The 16,442-nt window shown below is 73.4% G+C and carries 16 protein-coding genes and 1 pseudogene; 12 read left to right on the top strand and 5 right to left on the bottom strand.

Annotation, left to right across the window (positions count from 1 at the left end; all coding sequences use genetic code 11):
• Positions 1-347 (top strand): annotated as a pseudogene (locus tag P1P75_RS30400) (hypothetical protein); the annotation flags it as partial.
• A 67-nt stretch (positions 348-414) separates the two neighbouring features.
• Here P1P75_RS30400 and P1P75_RS30395 read toward each other — a convergent pair.
• Together P1P75_RS30395 and P1P75_RS30390 are read right to left on the bottom strand one after the other, a co-directional pair.
• A complete protein-coding gene (locus tag P1P75_RS30395; RefSeq protein ID WP_319261464.1) occupies positions 415-1,749 on the bottom strand; it encodes a PH domain-containing protein in 1,335 nt (444 codons plus the stop codon).
• The gene (locus P1P75_RS30390; RefSeq protein ID WP_319261461.1) at positions 1,746-2,252 is read right to left on the bottom strand and encodes a PH domain-containing protein; all 507 of its coding nucleotides are present in this window, start codon (positions 2,250-2,252) and stop codon (positions 1,746-1,748) included. Before P1P75_RS30390 ends, P1P75_RS30395 begins: the two co-directional genes overlap by 4 nt.
• Before the next feature lie 31 nt (positions 2,253-2,283).
• Between P1P75_RS30390 and P1P75_RS30385 the strand changes: the two genes are divergently transcribed.
• Positions 2,284-3,435, top strand: coding sequence for an NADH-quinone oxidoreductase subunit D (locus P1P75_RS30385; protein WP_319261458.1), 1,152 nt, complete (start codon positions 2,284-2,286; stop codon positions 3,433-3,435).
• A gap of 69 nt (positions 3,436-3,504) precedes the next feature.
• Here P1P75_RS30385 and P1P75_RS30380 read toward each other — a convergent pair whose 3' ends face one another.
• Positions 3,505-4,533, bottom strand: a complete 1,029-nt coding sequence (locus tag P1P75_RS30380) for an SAM-dependent methyltransferase (protein ID WP_319261456.1) — start codon at positions 4,531-4,533, stop codon at positions 3,505-3,507.
• Between the two features lie 147 nt (positions 4,534-4,680).
• Here P1P75_RS30380 and P1P75_RS30375 point away from each other — a divergent pair, with 147 nt between their 5' ends.
• From P1P75_RS30375 to P1P75_RS30360, 4 genes are all read left to right on the top strand, one after another.
• Positions 4,681-5,886: a sensor histidine kinase gene (locus P1P75_RS30375; RefSeq protein ID WP_319261453.1), complete on the top strand. Its 1,206-nt coding sequence runs from the start codon at positions 4,681-4,683 to the stop codon at positions 5,884-5,886.
• A 54-nt stretch (positions 5,887-5,940) separates the two neighbouring features.
• The gene (locus P1P75_RS30370; protein WP_086771323.1) at positions 5,941-6,612 is read left to right on the top strand and encodes a response regulator transcription factor; all 672 of its coding nucleotides are present in this window, start codon (positions 5,941-5,943) and stop codon (positions 6,610-6,612) included.
• 116 nt (positions 6,613-6,728) lie between these two features.
• Positions 6,729-7,361: an AAA family ATPase gene (locus P1P75_RS30365; protein ID WP_319261451.1), complete on the top strand. Its 633-nt coding sequence runs from the start codon at positions 6,729-6,731 to the stop codon at positions 7,359-7,361.
• Between the two features lie 122 nt (positions 7,362-7,483).
• Complete coding sequence (locus tag P1P75_RS30360; RefSeq protein WP_319261449.1) at positions 7,484-7,669, top strand: hypothetical protein; 186 nt, start codon at positions 7,484-7,486, stop codon at positions 7,667-7,669.
• 40 nt (positions 7,670-7,709) lie between these two features.
• On the opposite strand, the gene P1P75_RS30355 is transcribed toward P1P75_RS30360, so the two are convergent.
• Entirely contained in the window at positions 7,710-8,816 is a 1,107-nt protein-coding gene (locus tag P1P75_RS30355) for a DUF5937 family protein (RefSeq protein ID WP_319261446.1), read from the bottom strand.
• Positions 8,817-8,868: 52 nt separating this feature from the next.
• On the bottom strand, positions 8,869-10,098 hold the full coding sequence (locus P1P75_RS30350) for a beta-eliminating lyase-related protein (protein WP_319261444.1): 1,230 nt from the start codon (positions 10,096-10,098) through the stop codon (positions 8,869-8,871).
• A 172-nt stretch (positions 10,099-10,270) separates the two neighbouring features.
• Between P1P75_RS30350 and P1P75_RS30345 the strand changes: the two genes are divergently transcribed.
• From P1P75_RS30345 to P1P75_RS30320, 6 genes are all read left to right on the top strand, one after another.
• Positions 10,271-11,200 carry a DUF2520 domain-containing protein gene (locus P1P75_RS30345; RefSeq protein WP_319261441.1) on the top strand — a complete coding sequence of 310 codons (930 nt, stop codon included), beginning with the start codon at positions 10,271-10,273 and terminating at the stop codon, positions 11,198-11,200.
• On the top strand, positions 11,197-12,189 hold the full coding sequence (panC, locus tag P1P75_RS30340) for a pantoate--beta-alanine ligase (protein ID WP_319261438.1): 993 nt from the start codon (positions 11,197-11,199) through the stop codon (positions 12,187-12,189). Before P1P75_RS30345 ends, panC begins: the two co-directional genes overlap by 4 nt.
• Positions 12,186-13,898 (top strand): L-aspartate oxidase, encoded by a 1,713-nt coding sequence (locus P1P75_RS30335; protein ID WP_319261435.1) that lies wholly within the window; start codon positions 12,186-12,188, stop codon positions 13,896-13,898. Before panC ends, P1P75_RS30335 begins: the two co-directional genes overlap by 4 nt.
• Before the next feature lie 5 nt (positions 13,899-13,903).
• Positions 13,904-14,893: a carboxylating nicotinate-nucleotide diphosphorylase gene (gene nadC / locus P1P75_RS30330; protein ID WP_319261432.1), complete on the top strand. Its 990-nt coding sequence runs from the start codon at positions 13,904-13,906 to the stop codon at positions 14,891-14,893.
• A gap of 16 nt (positions 14,894-14,909) precedes the next feature.
• Positions 14,910-15,707: a type III pantothenate kinase gene (locus tag P1P75_RS30325; RefSeq protein WP_086772908.1), complete on the top strand. Its 798-nt coding sequence runs from the start codon at positions 14,910-14,912 to the stop codon at positions 15,705-15,707.
• Between the two features lie 143 nt (positions 15,708-15,850).
• The coding region (locus P1P75_RS30320; protein ID WP_319261467.1) for a hypothetical protein at positions 15,851-16,442 on the top strand (592 nt) is incomplete at its 3' end.

Raw genomic sequence — 16,442 nt, 5'->3', positions numbered from 1 at the left:
CCCCCGCCCCCACTTCCGCCCAGCGGCCCTCCGGCCACTTCACGGTGCCGACCGCCGTCGCCGTCGTACCGGCCACGCAGCCGGTGCGGCGTCCCACGGCCGAGGGCGGTTTCGACTTCTTCGGAGCGGAGAAGGCGTCGGCCTCCGCCGCGCTGGAGGCCGTGCAGAACGAGGATCTCGCCGATGTCGTCGGCGAGGAGGCGCTCGCGCTGCACAAGGCCGAGGCCGAGGCGGAGTTCGAACCGGCCCGCGAGCACGAGCACGCCGTCGGACAGGTCATCGACCTGACCGCGCACGACGAGACCGAGCAGATCGACGTCCAGGGACTGCGCAGCGCCGTCTCCTGAGCGGCCCGCCGGAACACCGCGGCCCGCCGCGCCCCTGCGGCGAGGCGGGCCGTGGTGCGTTCCGCGGTCACGCCATCCACTGGTCCGACCGCGCGTCGCGCCGCCCGGTGCGGGACCGCTCAGCCTGGGCGCGCAGCAGCTCCGCGGCCTCCTGTGCGTCCCGCAGACGCGCTGTCACGGTCTTGCCGGCCCCCGTGTCCACATGGACGTCGGCGAGGCGCCACAGCCGCTTCCAAGGCCCCTGGGTCAGGCGCACGCTCTGCACCTTGGCGTGCGGCACGAGCGCCACGCTGCGCCGCAGCAGTCCGTGCCGGGCGACGAACACCGTGTCCGTGACGGCGATGCCGTATCCCCGCCACCACAGGGGGAGGCACCGCCCGGCCCGGCGCGGCGGCCGGGACAGGGCGGCCGTCGCCGGTACCTCGGCGCCGGGCAGCACGCGCGCGATGACGGCCTCGGCCACCGCGCGCGGGGCGACCGGTACGAGTACCGAGTTGGCCGAACCGGCGACGTCCAGCTCGACCCGCACCCACCCACGCCGGCGCCACAGCAGCGGTTCGACGATGCGGACGGTCTGCACCCGGCCGGGCGGCACCGTCTCGTGCGTACGGTCGAGGAGGCCGTGGTCGATCCGCAGCCCGTCCGGCGACTCGCCGACCGTCCAGTCGTACTCGCCGACGAACCGTCCCGCACTGCTCGCGCCCGCCGCGCCCAGCAGCGGCACGCCGGTGGCGAGGACCGTCCACACGCTGTGCGTGGCGAGCCACAGCAAGGGCGGCACGACGAGGGCGGCGGCGAGCGCGCCCCAGGTGGCGCCGGTCAGGATCAGGGCGACCGCGAGTTCGCGCGGAGGCACGCGCAGCAGCTCGCGCGCGGGTGCCTCGCCCACCTCGTGTGCCGTCTCGGGCGCGAAGCCGGCCGCGCGCGCGAGCAGTTCGGCGCGCAGGGCGCGTGCCTCGGACTCGCTCAGGAAGGCCAGCTCGTCCTTCTTGGCGGCGCCGACGACGTCGAGGCGCAGCTTCGCCACGCCCGCGATCCGCGCGAGCAGCGGTTGGGTGATGTCGACCGCCTGGAGGCGTTGGAGCCGGATGTGCGCGGTGCGCCGGAACAACAGGCCGGTGCGGATGCGCAGTTCGCTGTCCGTCACGGCGAAGTGGGTGAACCACCAGGACAGGAACCCGTAGAGGGAGGCCGCGGACACCACCACCGCGAGCACGATCAGCAAGGCCGTCGTGGTCAGCCGGGTCAGCTGTTCCTGGGCCTGGTTCGGATCGTGCGCCGCCCATCCGACGACCACGGCGACGGGCGCCCACGCCCGCCTGAACGGCGTCACGGGATGCAGCCGCCGCTCGACCACCACCCGCTTCGGCCGTACGCCCTCGTCGACGCCCGGCGCCGTCACAGCCCCGCCGATCGGGCCTGGCCCAGCGCGGTCAGCCGGTCCCGCAGCCGTTCCGCCTCGGCCGGGTCCAGACCGGGGATCGTCGCGTCGGTCGCCGCGGCCGCGGTGTGCAGCTGCACGCTGGCCAGCCCGAAGTGCCGCTCCACCGGACCGGAGGTCACCTCCACGAGCTGCATCCGTCCGTACGGTACGACCGTCTCCTCGCGCCACAGCACGCCCCGGCTGATGAGCAGGTCGTCCGCGCGCTCGGCGTACCGCCAGGAGAGCCAGTTGCGGCCGAGTCCGACCCAGCCCCAGACGACCCCCGCCAGAGGCAGCAGGGCGAACAAGGCCCACGCGGGGCCGGCGAACAGGCCGAGCAGCACTCCGACGGCCACGGCAGCCGTCCCCAGCCACACCACGAGCAACAGCCGACGCATGCGCAGCAGCCCCGGCGGCAGCCCGGTCCACCGAGGCCCGGCCTCCGGCGTCGTCCCCGCGTCTGCCACGCTCCCCGTTTCCATACCGCCAGCGTACGTAGGAGAGACTGGGTCCATGACTCCTACGACGGAGACCACGGTCGGCATCGGCGGCGCCGCGGAGAGCACCGACATGGTGCTCAACATCGGCCCCCAGCACCCCTCCACCCATGGCGTGCTGCGGCTCAGGCTGGTGCTGGACGGCGAGCGCATCCGGCAGGCGGAGCCGGTGATCGGCTATATGCACCGCGGCGCGGAGAAGCTGTTCGAGGCCCGCGACTACCGCCAGATCATCGTGCTGGCCAACCGCCACGACTGGCTTTCCGCCTTCTCCAACGAGCTGGGCGTGGTCCTCGCCGTGGAGCGGATGCTCGGCATGGAGGTGCCCCCGCGCGCGGTGTGGACACGGACGCTCCTCGCCGAGCTGAACCGGGTGCTCAACCATCTGATGTTCCTGGGGTCGTATCCGCTGGAACTGGGCGGGATCACGCCGGTCTTCTACGCCTTCCGCGAGCGCGAGGTCCTCCAGAACGTCATGGAGGAGGTCTCCGGCGGGCGCATGCACTACATGTTCAACCGTGTCGGCGGCCTCAAGGAGGACCTGCCGGCCGGCTGGGCGTCCCGCGCGCGCGACGCGGTCGCCGCCGTGCGTTCGCGCATGGACGTCTTCGACGACCTCGTGCTCGGCAACGAGATCTTCCGGGGCCGCACACGCGGCGTGGGCATCCTCACGCCGGCGGCCGTGCACGCGTACGGCGTGAGCGGGCCGATCGCGCGAGCCTCGGGTGTCGACTTCGACCTGCGCCGCGACGAGCCCTATCTCGCGTACGGCGAGTTGCGGGACACCCTGAAGGTGGTGGGCCGGACCGAAGGGGACTGCCTGGCGCGCTTCGAGTGCCTCCTGGAGCAGACGCACAACGCGCTGGACCTCGCGGACGCCTGTCTGGACCGCCTCGGGGACCTGCCGCCCGGCCCGATCAACCAGCGGCTCCCGAAGGTCCTCAAGGCGCCCGAGGGGCACACGTACGCGTGGACCGAGAACCCCCTCGGCATCAACGGCTACTACCTCGTCAGCAAGGGCGAGAAGACGCCGTACCGGCTGAAACTGCGCTCGGCCTCGTACAACAACATCCAGGCGCTCGCCGAGCTGCTGCCGGGCACGCTGGTCGCGGACATGGTGGCGATCCTGGGGTCGCTGTTCTTCGTGGTCGGGGACATCGACAAGTAGGACATCGGCAACCAGGCCGAGCGGCCGGGCGGCCGGGCGGCCGGGCGGCCGGGCGGGTCGCTCAGCGGGTCACTCGGAGGCCGTGAGGTCCGTTCCTAGCGGGTGCGGGATGCCCACCGGACGCAGAAGCCATCCGAAGTCGCCGAGCCCGCCCGCTGCGGTGAGTTCGGCCACCTCCCCGGCGCCCGCGAGGGCACGCACGTACGCGGCGGGGTCCGTGGAGGCGAGGGCGAGCGGAGGGCGGGTTCCGGCCAGGCCCAGGGCGCGCAGGGCGGCGCGTTGCCGGAGGAGGAGCGGGCGCTGGGGCGTGTGCGCCGGGGTGCACGCCTCCGCACACGCATCGAGTGCCACATGTGCCGTGATGTCGCAGTTGCCGTCCGGGACCGGTGAGGTCTCGCGGCCCTCCCGGAAGCCGGTGAGCGTGCCGAACGGAGGGCGCGCCTCCGCCGTGTGCGCGTAGTCCACGGCCACCGCGAGCCCTTGCGCGACATGGGAGACGGCGGTGGTCCAGGCGCGGTCCCTGGGCAGTCCGATCTCGGCCCGCAGACCCTCCACGCCCGGCAGCGGCCACCACCGCGCGAGCCACTCGGCCTCCGCCCCGGACACAGGATCGCCGAGCCGCTCGGCCCCGTCGTCGCGGACGAGGACCAGCCGGGGCACGCCCGCGGAGTCGACCTCGGCGACCTCCACCGGCACGTTGTCGAGCCACTCGTTGGCGAACAGCAGCCCCGTGACCTGCGGTGGAGGTTCGCGCAGCCAGGTGATGGCGGGGGCGAGGCCGGCCGGGCGGGCGGCGACCTCGACGCCGTACGCGCGCGTGCGGGCGGCCACGTCGGCCGGGAGTGCGGCGAGCACGTGGGTGACCAGTTCGCCGCGACCGGCCGCCATGTCGACGAAGTCCAGCGCCGAGGGCCGGCCGAGGGCCTCGTCGACCCGGCACAGCAGCCGGGCCACGGCCGCGGCGAAGAGCGGGGAGGCGTGCACGGACGTACGGAAGTGCCCGGCCGGACCCTCGGGGCGCAGGTAGAAGCCGTCCGGGCCGTACAGGGCGGCCTCGGCCGCCGCCCGCCAGCCGAGCCATCCGCCGGCGTCCGTCACCGTCCCGACCTCCGGATCGTCTCCGTCACCGGGTCAGACTAGGCGTACAGGTGATCACTGTCTCCACCTTGCGGAGTACGCGCGCCGGGCCCGGATCGGTCCTCCGGTTGACCCCTGCACGCATCTGTCTTCCCTACGCTGGGTTACGTGCAGCGCCTCTACGACTTCCTCCGCAGACACCCGACCCTGGTCGACGGCTTCTGGGCCCTCGTCCTCTTCGGGATCTCTGTGGTCGCCGGAACCACCGCCGGCGAGAGCCAGGAGGGAACCGACAACCTGGCGCTGCTCGTACCGATCGCGCTTCTGCTGGGCCTGGTGGTGGCGCTGCGACGGCGCATGCCGGAGCGGATGCTGCTGCTGGCCGGTGCGCTCGGCCTCGCCCAGCTCGTGCTGGACGTCGCGACGATGGCCGCCGACTTCGCGCTGCTGGTGATCGTCTACACGGTCGCCGCGACGGGCGCCCGATGGGCGTCGAGGCTCGCGCTGGGCATGGGCCTGGTCGCCGCGACCCTGGCACAGCTGCGCTGGCAGAACGAGCAGACGGGCGTGGCGGGCAACGTGGCCATAGTCGTCTTCCAGACGGTTCCGTTCGCGCTCGCCTGGGTGCTCGGCGACTCCGTACGCACTCGGCGGGCGTACTTCGCCCAGCTGGAGGAGCGCGCGGCGCGCCTCGAGAAGGAGCGCGAGGCGCAGGCGAAGGTCGCGGTCGCCGCCGAGCGCGCCCGGATCGCGCGCGAGCTGCACGACGTCGTCGCGCACAACGTGTCGGTGATGGTGGTGCAGGCCGACGGCGCCGCCTACGTCCTCGACGCGGCGCCCGACCAGGCGAAGAAGGCACTGGAGACGATCTCCTCCACCGGCCGCCAGGCCCTCGCCGAGATGCGCCGCCTGCTGGGCGTGCTGCGCACCGGCGAGCACGAGGAGGGCGGGGAGTACGTCCCGCAGCCGGACGTCGAGCAGATCGAGGACCTCGTCCAGCAGTGCCGCGGTTCCGGACTGCCCGTGGACTTCAAGGTCGAGGGCACCCCGCGGCCCCTGCCGAGCGGCGTCGAGCTGACGGCGTACCGGATCGTGCAGGAGGCGCTCACCAACACGCGCAAGCACGGGGGACCGAACGCGGGCGCCAGCGTGCGCCTGGTCTACTTCGACGACGGTCTCGGTCTGCTGGTCGAGGACGACGGCAAGGGCGCCCCGCACGAGCTGTACGAGGAGGGCGGTGCCGACGGCGGCGGCCACGGCCTGATCGGGATGCGGGAGCGGATCGGCATGGTCGGCGGCACGCTGGACGCGGGCCCGCGTCCCGGCGGAGGATTCCGCATCAGCGCGCTTCTCCCGCTCAAACCGGCGCATTGACGCCGACGCACGCCCTTCGTTGACACTTGTCACAACCCCATGGAAGAGGACTCGATGACGATCCGCGTGATGCTCGTCGACGACCAGATGCTGCTGCGCACCGGGTTCCGGATGGTGCTCGCCGCCCAGCCGGACATGGAGGTCGTGGCCGAGGCGGGCGACGGCGTGGAGGCCCTCCAGGTGGTGCGTTCCACCGCGGTCGACGTGGTGCTGATGGACGTGCGCATGCCGAAACTGGACGGGGTCGAGGCCACCCGGCGCATCTGCGCCGACCCCAACCCGCCGAAGGTGCTGATCCTGACCACCTTCGACCTCGACGAGTACGCCTTCTCCGGGCTGAAGGCGGGCGCCTCCGGCTTCATGCTGAAGGACGTGCCGCCGGGCGAGCTGCTCACCGCGATCCGCTCCGTGCACAGCGGCGACGCGGTGGTCGCGCCCTCCACCACCCGACGCCTCCTCGACCGCTTCGCGCCCATGCTGCCCAGCGCGGGCAAGGAGCCTCAGCACAAGGAGCTGGAGCGGCTCACCGGGCGGGAACGCGAGGTCATGGTCCTGGTCGCCCAGGGGCTCTCCAACGGGGAGATCGCGGCCCGGCTGGTGCTGTCCGAGGCCACGGTCAAGACCCACGTGGGCCGCATCCTGACGAAGCTGGGGCTGCGGGACCGGGTGCAGGTGGTGGTCCTGGCGTACGAGACGGGTGTGGTGCGGGCGGGGGGCCACGGCTGAGGGCGGCGCCGGGTGGGCACGGGCGCGGGGACGCGCGGAGGTACGCACGTACGGGCGGCGTACGGATCACCGCCGAACGCGCCCCGTGCGCGCCCGTCGGCCACTAGGGTCGGCGCATGCTCCTGTGGATCAACGGTCCCTTCGGGGGCGGCAAGACACAGACCGCACACGAGATCCGGCGCCGCCTGCCGGGCAGCGTCGTCTGCGACCCCGAACACGTCGGTTTCGGTCTGCGCCGCATGCTGCCGCCGGACCTGCGAGGCGACTTCCAGGACCTGGTGTCCTGGCGGCAGGGGGTCGTGGAGGTTCTCGATCTGGCGCTCCGCGAGCACGGCGGCGTGGTGATCGCCCCCATGACGGTGACCGACCCGCGCTGCTTCGCCGAGACCGTCGGCAGGCTGGGCGAAATGGGCCACGACGTACGGCACTTCACGCTGCTCGCCCAGCGGGAGACCGTGCTGCAGCGGCTGCGCGAGCGGGGTCTCGGGCGCCTTCTCCGGTTCGCCGGCGGGAAGAAGGCGGTGCCGCGCAGGGACAGTTGGGCCGTCCGACAGCTCGACCACTGTCTGGAACGGCTGCGTGAACCCGAGTTCGCCGAGCACCTGTGGACGGACCGCACGAGCGTGCCGAAGACGGCCGACCGCATCGCCGTCCTGGCCGGGCTGACCCTGACGCCGAACACCGAGGGGGCACTGCGCACGCGACTGCGCCAGGCGAGGGTCGGCCTGCAACACATCAGGTTCGACTGAGGGCCGGGCTCCGACGATGATCGTCGGCCCCATGGCGCGAGACCCGCAGGGCTTACGGTGACGCCAAGAAGCTGTTTCCGGGACGGGCGGCCGCGCTCGTGAGGTGGGCCGTGGGGTGGGCCGTGGCGACGCTCGGTTTCTGGCTCGTGGGCAGGCTCACGGGCGACCGGACGAGCCTCCTGATGTGTGCCTTCGTCGCTGTCTTCTCGATCGCCGCGGGCGAACTCGCCGACCGACGGCGGCGACGCCGGGCCAGGAACCGCGCGGCGAAGCGTAGGGCGAGCACCGGCGACTCCTCCACGGGCTGACGGCCGCCGGTCTCGCATGAGGCCGTACGCGCCGCCCGCCCTACCTGAGGATCCCCTCCAGGAAGTCGCTGCCCAGCCGGGCCACCCGCGTCACGTCGAGCTGATGCAGCACATACCGGCCGCGCCGGCGGGTGGTCAGCAGCCCCGCCTTCTTCAGGACGGCCAGATGCCGGGATATCCCGGGAGCCGTCATGCCGTGCAGCTGGGCCAGCTCGCTCGTGGTGTACGCGCTGCGCGCCAACTGGCGGCAGATCCGCATCCGGACGGGGTTGGCCAGGGCCGTCATCCGCAGAGTGAGCTGCTCGACCGACGGCGGCGAGGCCAGCTCGGGGGAGCCGACGGGGTAGTGCAGCACGGGCTGCCAGCCACTCCGGTGCAGCACGCTGAGATGAGGCCAGCCGAGGCTGGTCGGCACGAGGAGCAGCCCGCCGCCGGCGGTGACCGTACGGCCCTCGATGAGCTTGTCGACCTCGATCTGGCCGGCCTCCTCGTCCAGGCTCAGGACGGGGGACACCGCGGCCAGCGCCTCAGCCATCCCGCGGTGCCGCAGCAGCTCCGTCTTGTGCCGGGCGTCCGCCGTGAGCTGGTGGCTCAGCCGCGACCAGACCTCCGCGAAGAACGCCTCGTCGCAGTCCTCCAGGAAGCGCCGCAGCCACGCGCGCACACTGGGCGGGTCGTCGAGCAGCCGCTGGGTGAACCGCACCTGCTGGGGACCGCGCGAGGCGGCCACCTCCAGGGCCCGACGGCGCACCCGCTCGTCGGTGAGGACCAGCGGCTCGTAGGAGCCGTAGCTGATCACACAGGTGAACTCCAGGGCCGCGTCCACGAACTGCTCGTCGGTCAGCTTGTCGAGCAGGTCCAGCTCCTCGGCGAGCGTCCCGCACGGGAGCGTGCTGCGGCCCGGGATACCGGCGTACGGCATGAAGAGGTCGGAGAACGTCGTCCGCCACAGGAAGTCGGCCTCGCACATCCGGTCGGCGAGATGCGAGTCGAGGCGCGCGGTGACACTGGTGACCCAACCCTGGAGGCCCGGATGGTGCCCCGGCTCGGACAGCGCGTGCAGTGCCATGCCGAGCTCGGCCAGCGGGGACGGCACGATCGCGACCCTCTCCGGCCGCAGCCCCGCGATGTCGATGCGCACGCTCATGTCCTCATGGTGCACCCCACCGCTGACAACGCCGTCCCCGACCGGCTGTCGCCTACCCGTCGGCCCGCACCCCGGCCCGTCCGGCGTCCTCCAGCCGGACCATGAAGTCGGCGACCGCCGTGCGCACGTCCTCGGCGCTCCACTCCAGGCCGGGGGCGCGGACGTCGATCTCCGTGACGGCCAGGCCCGGCACGGGCGCGTCCCAGGCGCGCGCGAAGAGCAGGGTCCCGGTCTCCTCGGCCGTACGGACAGCGGCCTCGGCGACCGTGTCGGCGTCGTAGGGCAGCCACACCTGGAACTCGTTGGTGTGCGGGACCTCCGGGTGCACGCGTGACCACGGCACTCCGGCCGCCGCCAGTCCCCCGGCCAGCGCGGCGGCCACCACGCGCGCGTGGCGCACGTACGAAGGCAGACGGGGCAGTTCGCGCTCCAGACCCAGCAGCGCCGACAGCGCGGTGGGGAACTGCTGGAAGACCGTGCCGCCGTAACGGTGGCGCCAGGCCTTCGCCTCCTCCACCAGGGTGCTCGGACCGGCCAGCGCCGCGCCGCCGAAGCCGTCGAGGGACTTGTAGAACGACACGTAGACGCTGTCCGCCAGTGCGGCGATCTCGTCCAGCGGGCGGCCGAAGTGGACCGTGGACTCCCACAGGCGCGCGCCGTCGAAATGCACGACCGCGTCCCGCTCGCGCGCCGCCTCCACGAGATCGGTCAGCTCCTCCCAGGACGGCAGCAGGTGTCCCGGGCCCACGAGCGGCAGTTCGAGCATCAGCGCCCCGAACGGCTCCTCGCAGTCACGCACCTCCTCCGTGGTGGGCTGCCGCGGCTCGGCGGTCAACACGACCGGGCGCAATCCGCTGACCTGGCTGAACGCCCCGCGTTCGTGCACCTCCGGGTGGGCCTCGGCATGCAGGGCCACGGCGGCGTTCCCGGTGCGGCCTGCCCAGCAGCGCAGGGCGACCTGCTGCGCCATGGTGCCCGTCGGGAAGAAGGCCGCGGCCTCCTTGCCGAGCAGCCGGGCGACCTTGGCCTCCAGGGCGGCCACGACGCCGTCGCCGTACACGTCGACGGACTCGTCCAGGTCGTACACCTCGCCGGCGGCCTCCAGAAGGGCGAGCCGCTGGCTGATCGTCCTGTGGAGGCCGGAGCGGGCCAGCACCCGCCGCGCGCTGCGGGAGGCCGTCCTGCGCCGCTCCCAACGGCGCCTGCGCCGCTCGTCCTCCGACGCAGGCTCGGACGGCTCCTGTTCGTACACGCGCGCGGATCGGTCCGCCGTATCACTCATGCCGTGGATCATGTCGCGCACGGGCCACCAGGACACCCGATTTCGGCGGCGGGGCAAGAGTGCGGTTACCCACAGCCTGTGGACAACTGGAGCCCCCGGTAACCGATCGCGTTAACATGACGAGAAATCGTCCGGTACCCAGAGCGGACTGGAACGGGAAGGCCGCCGTCGCGTGAGTACAGTCCACCAGCCAGACCCCAGGGACCGCCCCGCGCGGCTGACCGTCGGCGTCGTCGGCGCCGGTCGCGTCGGCCCCGCGCTCGCCGCCTCCCTCCAGCTCGCCGGACACCGCCCGGTCGCCGTCTCCGGCGTCTCCGACGCCTCCCGCCGACGCGCCGCGACGATGCTGCCGGACGTCCCCCTCGTCACCCCCGCCGAGGTCATGGCGCGCGCCGACCTGGTCCTGCTGACGGTCCCCGACGACGCCCTGCCCGGCCTCGTCGAGGGCCTCGCCGAGACCGCCGCGGTCCGTCCGGGCCAACTGCTCGTGCACACCTCCGGCCGGTACGGCGCGAGGGTCCTGGACCCCGCCCTGCGCGCGGGCGCCCTGCCCCTGGCCCTGCACCCGGCGATGACCTTCACCGGCACCGCGGTGGACGTCCAGCGCCTGGCCGGATGCTCCTTCGGCGTCACCGCGCCCGACGAACTGCGGCTGGCCGCCGAAGCCCTCGTCATCGAGATGGGCGGCGAACCGGAATGGATCGCCGAGGAGAACCGGCCGCTCTACCACGCAGCCCTCGCCCTCGGTGCCAACCACCTGGTCACCCTGGTCGCCCAGTCCCTGGAACTGCTGCGCGCGGCCGGCGTCGAGGCCCCCGACCGGATGCTCGGCCCCCTGCTGGGCGCCGCCCTGGACAACGCGCTGCGCTCCGGCGACGCAGCGCTCACCGGCCCCGTCGCGCGCGGCGACGCGGGCACGGTCGCCGCACACGTCTCCGAGCTGCGCAGGCACGCCCCGGGGACCGTCGACGGCTATCTGGCGATGGCCCGCGCGACGGCCGACCGGGCCCTCGCCAGCGGCCTGCTCAAGCCGGAACTCGCCGAGGACCTCCTCGGGGTACTCGCCAAGGGCACCGACGGCGCCGAGGGAGACGTCCGATGACCACGACCCTGCTGCGCACCGCCGGTGAGCTGCACGCCCGCCCGCGCGCGGGCCGCCGCGCCGTCGTGATGACGATGGGCGCCCTGCACGCGGGACACGCCACCCTCGTCCGCACCGCGCGTGAGATCGCCGGACCGCAGGGCGAGGTCGTCGTCACGGTCTTCGTCAATCCGCTCCAGTTCGGCGCGGGCGAGGACCTCGACCGCTACCCCCGCACCCTGGACGCCGACGTCAAGATCGCCGAAGAGGCCGGCGCGGACGTCGTGTTCGCCCCGTCCGTCGAGGAGGTCTACCCGGGCGGCGAGCCCCAGGTCCGCGTCACCGCCGGCCCCATGGGGGAGCGCCTTGAGGGTGCCTCGCGCCCCGGGCACTTCGACGGCATGCTCACCGTCGTCGCCAAGCTGCTCCACCTGACCCGCCCCGACGCCGCCCTGTACGGCCAGAAGGACGCGCAGCAGCTCGCCCTGATCCGGCGCATGGTGCGCGACCTGAACTTCGGCATCGACATCGTCGCCGTACCGACCGTGCGCGAGGACGACGGGCTGGCCCTGTCCAGCCGTAACCGCTATCTGTCGCCGGCCGAGCGGCGCACCGCGCTCGCCCTGTCCCAGGCGCTGTTCGCGGGCCGCGACCGGCACGCCGCCCAGGAGGCGCTGAGGGCACGCGCGCGTGAGGTGCCGGCCACCCACGCGCGCGCGGAGGCGCTCAGTGCCCTCGGTGAGTCCCGCGCGGCCGCCGACGCCCACGCCGTGGCCAAGGCCGCCCCCGGCTCCATGGCCGCAGTCCGCGCCGCCGCCCGCACGGTCCTGGACGAGGCCGCGCGCATGAAGCCGCCGCTGAAGCTGGACTACCTGGCCCTCGTCGACCCGTCCGACTTCGGTGACATCGACGACGACTTCACCGGCGAGGCCGTCCTCGCCGTCGCCGCCCGGGTCGGCACGACCCGGCTGATCGACAACCTCCCCCTCACCTTCGGAGCCGCCTCGTGACCAGCACAGGCATACGACTGCACGCGCCCGCGCCCGGGTGGTCCATCTCCGCGGACGTCGTGGTCGTCGGCTCCGGGGTGGCCGGCCTCACCGCAGCCCTGCGCTGCGAGGCCGCCGGACTGACGACCGTCGTCGTCACCAAGGCACGCCTGGACGACGGCTCCACGCGCTGGGCGCAGGGCGGCATCGCGGCCGCGCTCGGCGAGGGCGACACACCCGAACAGCACCTGGAGGACACCCTGGTGGCGGGCGCGGGCCTGTGCGACGAGGACGCGGTACGCCTCCTGGTCACCGAGGGCCCCGACGCCGTACGGCGGCTCATCGAGACGGGCGCCCACTTCGACGAGTCCGAGGAAGGCGGCCTGGAACTGACCCGCGAGGGCGGCCACCACCGCCGCCGCATCGCGCACGCGGGCGGCGACGCCACCGGCGCGGAGATCTCCCGCGCCCTCGTCGAGGCGGTCCGCGCGCGCGGGCTGCGCACCATCGAGAACGCCCTCGTCCTGGACCTCCTCACCGACGCCGGCGGCCGCACCGCCGGTGTCTCCCTGCACGTCATGGGGGAGGGCCAGCACGACGGCGTGGGGGCCGTGCACGCGCCCGCGGTGGTCCTCGCCACCGGCGGCATGGGCCAGGTCTTCTCCGCGACCACCAACCCGTCCGTGTCGACGGGCGACGGCGTGGCGCTCGCCCTGCGCGCGGGCGCGGAGGTCTCCGACCTGGAGTTCGTGCAGTTCCACCCGACCGTGCTGTTCCTCGGCCCCGACGCGGAGGGCCAGCAGCCTCTCGTCTCCGAGGCGGTCCGCGGCGAGGGCGCCCACCTGGTCGACGGCGACGGCGTGCGCTTCATGATGGGCCAGCACGAGCTGGCTGAGCTGGCGCCCCGCGACATCGTCGCCAAGGGCATCATGCGCCGCATGCAGGAGCTGGACGCCGAGCACATGTACCTCGACGCCCGCCACTTCGGCGCCGAGATGTGGGAGCACCGCTTCCCCACGATCCTCGCCGCCTGCCGGGCGCACGGCATCGACCCGGTCACCGAGCCCGTCCCGGTCGCCCCGGCCGCCCACTACGCCTCCGGGGGCGTGCGCGCCGACTCCCACGGCAGGACCACCGTGCCGGGCCTGTACGCCTGCGGCGAGGTCGCCTGCACGGGCGTGCACGGCGCGAACCGGCTCGCCTCCAACTCCCTTCTGGAGGGCCTCGTCTACGCCGAGCGCATCTCCGCCGACATCGCGGCGAGCCGGTCGGCGGACGGCCTCCCCGCGCGCGTGCCCGCACCCGTCGAGCACCCCGAGACGCCCGCGCACCCCCTCCTCGCCCCCGAGGCCCGGTTCGCCATTCAGCGGAGCATGACCGAGGGCGCGGGCGTCCTGCGCTCCGCAGACTCCCTGGAGAAGGCCGCCGAGCAGCTCCAGCGGTTGCACTCCGAGGCCCGCGACGCCCTCGACGAGAACGGCAAGACCGCCGAACCCGGCGTCGACACCTGGGAGGCCACCAACCTCCTGTGCGTGGCCCGCGTCCTGGTCGCCGCCGCCCGGCTGCGCGAGGAGACCCGCGGCTGCCACTGGCGCGAGGACCGCGCCGAGCGCGACGACACCGACTGGCGCCGCCACATCGTCGTACGGCTGAATCCGGACCGGACCCTCGCCGTGCACACCACCGATACCGCAGACTTCCCCCCGACCCGCCGGCAGCAGGAGCAGTGACAGAAGTGAGCACCCCCGAGGACCTTCCCCTTGTCCGGAGCGGCGGATGCGGCGACGGCTGTGCCTGTGGCACGGACGCCGGCCCCGCCGACGAGGAGTACCTGGAGTGCGGGCTCGATCCCGCACTCGCCCAGCTCCTGGCCGACGCGGGGCTCGACCCCGTCGAGGTCGAGGACATCGCCAACGTGGCCATCCAGGAGGACCTGGCCCACGGCGTGGACGTGACGACGGTCGCGACGATCCCCGAGGAGGCCGTGGCCACGGCCGACTTCACCGCGCGCGAGGCGGGCGTGGTGGCGGGCCTCAGGGTCGCCGAGGCCGTGCTCTCGGTCGTCTGCACGGACGAGTTCGAGGTCGAGCGCCATGTCGAGGACGGCGACCGCGTGGAGGCCGGGCAGAAGCTGCTGTCGGTCACCACGCGCACGCGCGACCTCCTCACCGGCGAGCGCAGCGCACTGAACCTGATGTGCCGTCTCTCCGGCATCGCGACGGCCACGCGCGCGTGGGCGGATGCCCTGGAGGGCACCGAGGCACGCGTGCGTGACACCCGCAAGACCACGCCGGGGCTGCGCGCCCTGGAGAAGTTCGCCGTGCGCTGCGGCGGCGGCGTCAACCACCGGATGTCGCTGTCCGACGCGGCCCTGGTCAAGGACAACCACGTGGTCGCCGCCGGCGGCGTCGCCCAGGCCTTCCAGGCCGTACGGGAGGCCTTCCCGGACGTGCCGATCGAGGTCGAGGTCGACACCCTGCACCAGCTGCGCGAGGTCATCGAGGCCGGCGCCGACCTGATCCTGCTGGACAACTTCACGCCCGAGGAGTGCGCGGAGGCCGTGGGCATCGTCGGCGGGCGCGCGCTCCTGGAGGCCTCCGGCCGGCTCACCCTGGACAACGCGAAGGCGTACGCGGACACCGGGGTCGACTTCCTGGCCGTGGGCGCCCTGACCCACTCCTCGCCGATCCTGGACATCGGCCTGGACCTGCGGGCTGCGGAGTAGGGAGCGGGATCCGGCCATGCTGCTGACGATCGACGTAGGCAACACGCACACCGTGCTCGGCCTGTTCGACGGGGAGGACATCGTCGAGCACTGGCGGATCTCGACGGACGCCCGCCGCACGGCCGACGAGCTGGCGGTCCTCCTCCAGGGCCTGATGGGTATGCACCCCCTCCTCGGGGTGGAGCTGGGCGAGGGCATCGACGGCATCGCCATCTGCGCGACCGTCCCGTCCGTCCTGCACGAGCTGCGCGAGGTGACCCGCCGCTACTACGGCGACGTCCCCGCGGTGCTCGTCGAGCCCGGCGTGAAGACGGGCGTACCGATCCTCTTCGACAACCCCAAGGAGGTCGGCGCCGACCGCATCATCAACGCGGTCGCCGCCAACGAGCTGTACGGCGGTCCGGCGATCGTCGTGGACTTCGGCACGGCGACCACGTTCGATGCGATCAGCGCGCGCGGGGAGTACGTCGGCGGCGTCATCGCGCCCGGCATCGAGATCTCCGTCGAGGCCCTGGGCGTCAAGGCCGCGCAGCTGCGCAAGATCGAGGTGGCCCGCCCCCGCAGCGTGATCGGCAAGAACACGGTCGAGGCGATGCAGTCCGGCATCGTCTACGGCTTCGCCGGCCAGGTCGACGGCGTGGTGGGCCGGATGGCCAAGGAGCTGTCGGAGGACCCCGACGACGTGACGGTGATCGCCACGGGCGGTCTGGCGCCGATGGTGCTGGGCGAGTCCTCGGTGATCGACGAGCACGAGCCGTGGCTGACCCTGATCGGGCTGCGCCTGGTGTACGAGCGGAACGTCTCGCGGATGTGAGCCCCCTGAGTGGTGGATTGTGAGGGTGTGGGTGTGGGGCCGGTCCGTGGAATCGGGCGCGCCACACCCACTCCTTATGTCGAATTTGTCTGATTAGCGCGTATCGTCGCCGCATGCCCACGCCATACGGATCCCGCGGCGGCATGGCGTTCGGTGCGGAGGAGCTGCGTGTGCTCCGTCGCGCCCTCGCCCTCGCCCTCCACCCCGGCCCCGCCTCGTCCGAGGACGTCCAACACTGCCATCGGCTCGCCGAATCCCTCGACGAGGCGATGCGCGAGGCCGCCCGGTTGCGGGCCTTCCTGGTGTCCGACCTCGTCCGGTACCGCGCCGCCCTCCCCGGCACCGCCGCCGGATACCTCGCGCTCCTGGAGGAGGTGCTGGCCGCCGGCCACCGGCCCGAGGCCGACGACCTCGCCGCCCTGCGCGCCCTGCGGGGCAATCCGACGGCGGCCGCCCTCCTGGACCGCTGCCAGACTCTCGCCGAGCAGGACGTACGCGCCCGTCTTGCCCGCCGTACGGCCCGCCGGGCCATCGTGCCCGCTCCCGCGGTGCCGGCGTCCCGCACGCGCCTCCTGGCCCTTCCCGGAGGCCGTGGCGAGGTCGTGGCGGAGGCCGGTCGTGACCGGCTCGCGCTCGCGGTCGCCCCGGAGGAGCCGACGCCGCGGCCGGCCGAGAAACCCGTGGAGAAACCGCCCGCCCCCGGGCCCGTTCACCTCGGCCACCGCCGCCGCCCGC

The sequence above is a fragment of the Streptomyces sp. ID05-39B genome, assembly GCF_033794725.1.
Taxonomy (GTDB): domain Bacteria; phylum Actinomycetota; class Actinomycetes; order Streptomycetales; family Streptomycetaceae; genus Streptomyces; species Streptomyces bobili.
The sequence above is the reverse complement of the archived record's forward strand: the minus strand, read 5'-3'. Positions and strand labels throughout refer to the sequence as shown.